The sequence below is a fragment of the Sporolactobacillus sp. STSJ-5 genome (assembly GCF_024385605.1).
In the GTDB taxonomy this organism is placed as follows: domain Bacteria; phylum Bacillota; class Bacilli; order Bacillales; family Sporolactobacillaceae; genus Sporolactobacillus.
Window position 1 is genome coordinate 1 of record NZ_JANFOJ010000037.1, and the last position, 4,037, is coordinate 4,037.

6 protein-coding genes are annotated in these 4,037 nt (G+C 35.4%); 2 read left to right on the top strand and 4 right to left on the bottom strand.

The window, feature by feature from the left end:
• Positions 1 to 277: 277 nt before the first annotated feature.
• Both NOM01_RS16940 and NOM01_RS16945 read left to right on the top strand, forming a co-directional pair.
• A complete protein-coding gene (locus NOM01_RS16940) occupies positions 278 to 688 on the top strand; it encodes a hypothetical protein (protein ID WP_255749766.1) in 411 nt (136 codons plus the stop codon).
• 174 nt (positions 689 to 862) lie between these two features.
• A complete protein-coding gene (locus tag NOM01_RS16945; protein ID WP_255749767.1) occupies positions 863 to 1,276 on the top strand; it encodes a GIY-YIG nuclease family protein in 414 nt (137 codons plus the stop codon).
• 342 nt (positions 1,277 to 1,618) lie between these two features.
• On the opposite strand, the gene NOM01_RS16950 is transcribed toward NOM01_RS16945, so the two are convergent.
• From NOM01_RS16950 to NOM01_RS16965, 4 genes are all read right to left on the bottom strand, one after another.
• Positions 1,619 to 2,245 carry a hypothetical protein gene (locus NOM01_RS16950; protein WP_255749768.1) on the bottom strand — a complete coding sequence of 209 codons (627 nt, stop codon included), beginning with the start codon at positions 2,243 to 2,245 and terminating at the stop codon, positions 1,619 to 1,621.
• A gap of 15 nt (positions 2,246 to 2,260) precedes the next feature.
• Positions 2,261 to 2,464, bottom strand: a complete 204-nt coding sequence (locus tag NOM01_RS16955; RefSeq protein ID WP_255749769.1) for a hypothetical protein — start codon at positions 2,462 to 2,464, stop codon at positions 2,261 to 2,263.
• Positions 2,465 to 2,693: 229 nt separating this feature from the next.
• Positions 2,694 to 3,314, bottom strand: coding sequence for an EcsC family protein (locus NOM01_RS16960; RefSeq protein WP_255749770.1), 621 nt, complete (start codon positions 3,312 to 3,314; stop codon positions 2,694 to 2,696).
• Positions 3,315 to 3,693: 379 nt separating this feature from the next.
• Positions 3,694 to 3,906, bottom strand: a complete 213-nt coding sequence (locus tag NOM01_RS16965) for a hypothetical protein (protein ID WP_255749771.1) — start codon at positions 3,904 to 3,906, stop codon at positions 3,694 to 3,696.
• Positions 3,907 to 4,037: the final 131 nt, after the last annotated feature.

The window sequence follows — 4,037 nt, forward strand, 5'->3', positions numbered from 1 at the left end:
GTATACTTATCTGCCTGAGTTACCATTTTCTAAGCATCTTTTCCACTTTCCCTTTATCCACTTATCCATTTTTCAGAAACACATTAGGAATCCCTTGTGCATCCGCGTACATGCTGTGCATCAAATATATCTGCAACGCATTGGCTTGTTTTAATGAATGGGGAATTGTCCTGCGTCTCTATAGCCGTTACTTATAAAGTTAATATTTGAAGTTAACTATTGTATTGTACCTAAATAGATGATACTATTTTCTTATAAAAATGAGAGGTGTCCATCAATGATACATCAGCAACAAAAAGTCGTTATGCTTCAGCAGATGATTCAAGAGAAAATCAATGAGCGAGAAGAACTGAAAAGAAATGTCAAGAGTATACAAACTCAGATCCAACAAGTTGAGGCGTCAATAAATGCATTCCAATCTGAGTTGCAAAAATTTATGGGAAATAGTATTACATTTAACGCTATTCCGCTCAAAGGAATGAAAATTGGTGAGGCTGCTATTCAGGCATTACAACGTTTGGGTGGGAGTGCCCATTACTTAGAGATAAAGAATGAAATAGAAAAATCCCACATTATAAACGGTATCAATGAAAAAAGTAAAGCTGATTCTGTATGGAATCAGCTAAATAAGAGCAACTCAGTAGAAAAAATTGGACATGGTAAATTTAAATTGAAACAACTTCGCTGATAACTACTGGCATTAATCGACACTGCTTAAGAATTTCGCTTTACAACAGTTATTTGGGCAGTATCAGCAAACGGACTGTAACGATGTATGTATTAGGAGCATCTTTTTTGGCGAAAGTATTGAGTAAATTTGAACAAACACCACTAAATATAAAACAATGTTGAGGTGTACATTATGACGTCCATTGAAATAAAATTTCAAGAAGCTCAACAGCTTCTTAATTCTCTTATGTCTAGCAAAGTTTATAATTTTTCTACGCTTAAGCCATCCCAATTGAAAGAAAATCTTGCGGTTGTCTACGCTATTTTCACAGAGCAAGAAACTTTATATGTTGGTCGTACGAAGAATTTAAGAAGAAGACTCTACACGAATCATCTACATGGAAACCTATCAACAGCTAGGTTGAAAAAATATTTAATTAATGATGCTCGCTTTTCTGAGATTAATTCTTTAGAATTAGCGAAAGAGTGGATCAAGTCAAATTGTTTCTTTCGCTTCATTGAAATTGTTGATTCAAATAGTCGTGGTCACATTGAGGGAATGATTGGATATTTATTAAATTCGCGATATATCGAAGATGAGCATTAAAAAAACGCAAAAGCACTAACCTTGCCCTGAATTATTATGATTCAATCTGTCGACTATTTAGAACGCTTGCCTAGCAAGGGACGTGACTTTTCTCATTTTCACCGATTAGGTGACGAAAGTTAATGAAAAAGGAACCATTCCTTTATATCTCTAAGTTCATGACAAAAAATTGTGCCAATAAATGTTTCACTGCTTTCTCGTAATGTTGTGTAAATTTGCGAGATTTTATAACGGCATTTGCCTTCGCCAAATTTTTCTTTAACGAGAATTCGTCCTTTGAAATCGCGATGATTTGTGGTCATGTCATGGTCAACTCAAAGGCTAGGAATTAAAATCACTCAATTAAACAAATTTATAAAAATCGCGTTTATCAATTATTGATAAGTGTATTTGTGGTAATCCACTATTCTGCACAACATCCACAAAACTTTTTCGAGTATCTCCGTCAAAGGTTGTAAGGATTCTTTTTGTAAAGTATTCAGCAAGTTTTTCTTTGGTATACTTAGATCCAATCAATACTTTGTTTCCACTACAAACATAGGGGTACCGATTATTGCCAACTGGATTAACAATTAATACCTTTGGAGATTTTGTTAATTTCTTCATTTTAATAATTTGTTGCTTTAACTTCTTGCTTTTTAAATCTGATGTACTCATCTTTGCTTGAAATAGTATTGCCTTAATAATTCTTAGATTTTTATAATTATCCATTATGTCAGCTGTTATTGCAAAATCTGCTCCCCAAATACTTTCAGCAGACTTTTTCCCTCTGTCATCCATCACAGTGGCTATTATCTGAATTTTATAAATGTCATCTTCATACAATTCTCCTTCTAATTTAGCTAGCAATGAGGTAATGTATTGAGACTCTTGATTGTATCGTCTAGGGTCAGTTCTTTCAATTGCATTATTAATATGGCGCTTAACTTCATTTCTAACATGTAGTGGAAAATTAAACCAATGTCTCAATATATACTTCTCCTTTCAAAAATCCTGTACTGTCTTTGTAGTGGATGTTATCGTGTTGTATCCATCATCCACCTTTTTTTCATACAACTGAATCCACGGCTCAGCAATTAATTTTCTTACCTTAACTTTATTCGTGATCTCGTCTAACAGCAAGAAATAGTTGATAATCGTTATATCCGAATTATCTGTTTGATATAGCTTCGAATATTTTTCACTCAATCAATGCGAACCCTTTTCCCATCCCTCCCCTGTAATTACGTTGTATTTTTACCAACGGTTTGCCATCTTTCCGTTATACCACTGCACAAAACAGGATCGGATAAGTAATCTAATGATCATCGTCTGATCCATTAAAAAGGATGGTGAATGCGAGGTCTAGGGGGTGGTGAGTTTAGGCCATCACTTTTGGAAAATTGAGCCTACGTGTAGACTAGCTAACAATTAGTACTTACACAAATATTTTCTTCGCAGTTCTTCCAATTATATTAGTACTCATACCATCCATAGTACCGCCTACCACTCCACCAAGAAGTGGTACAGCCTTTCCCAAATTAACAATCCCCTTTTCACCAAACTTAGTGACCAATCGAAATCCTACGGCCTTATTTATGGCTTTAATAATTTCAATCGGCACTTTTTTAATTGCTTGTTTGCCAAGCTGTGTTGCTGTCTTTATTCCCGCATTCTTCAATATTTCTGAAACAGAATTACCAGTAAGGGCTAGAAAAACAAAAGTTTTCACTTGATCGTCCCTAATATCATAGTTTCTCATAACAGCTATCGCTGCAACCATTCTGATTTGTACATAGGTTACAGAGGCTACATCAGCCGGAATTGCTACGGGCAAAGTGATCAATCCTCCCAATCCCGTTAGGAAACCAGCTGTAGCTGATTTCGTATTTTGCCATTGTATTAGTTTATTTATAGCTTTATCAACCGAGCCGTATTTCAACAAGTAATTCTGCGCTAAATCATACGCTGTATCCGTTCCAGGCAAACCATTGATTGATTTTTCATATGCCCAATCCAACAGTTTTCCAACTTTACTCTCAGTCAGAGTATTCTCCATGGTATGACCCACCTTTTATAATTTTTACTAGGAATTCTTTGGAATTTAATGATGATTCACTTTTACAGGGCAATTCAACATGTTATTTCATTCCGGCAAATCCCTCAAATACCCTACGCCTTGTGATACATTTCTGTCAAATGACGTATTTCCGTCGCCATCTCACCAGTATTTTGTCCACTCTTTAATCTCGGAGGTCTGCATTCTGGCACCCGTCTTTCAGAACAAAAGCTGTTCACAATAATTGCGTTCAATAGGCAATGAGACCTATTACATTATATTTATCGGTTATATGCAAGAAATTACAAGCAATTTTTCACCCGTTTGAATAAGCAATTTCAAGTTTAGGTGATGTATCATCAATACTTGTACAAATGTTTTAATGTATAATCACTTCTTCAAACGGTTTGATCTCTTTTTCAACCATGGTGTATACCACCTCAAACTTGCCTTCATACATCCGAATCAACGGCTCAACAATTAACTCTCTTACCATTGCTTCGCTTGAGATCTTTTCCAATGGCAAGAAGTAGTTGATAATCGTTAGTTCCGTATAATCTGTTTGATACAGTTTGGGATATTTATCACTCAACGGATGCGAATCTTTTTCCCATCCGGCCCCACTAGCGTTGCAGTAATCAAAACTGATGATTCAAAATACTAGGAATAGTCGAATTTAAAGAGGCTAGCCAACAAAAAAATCCTTTACAATGGAAGGATAGA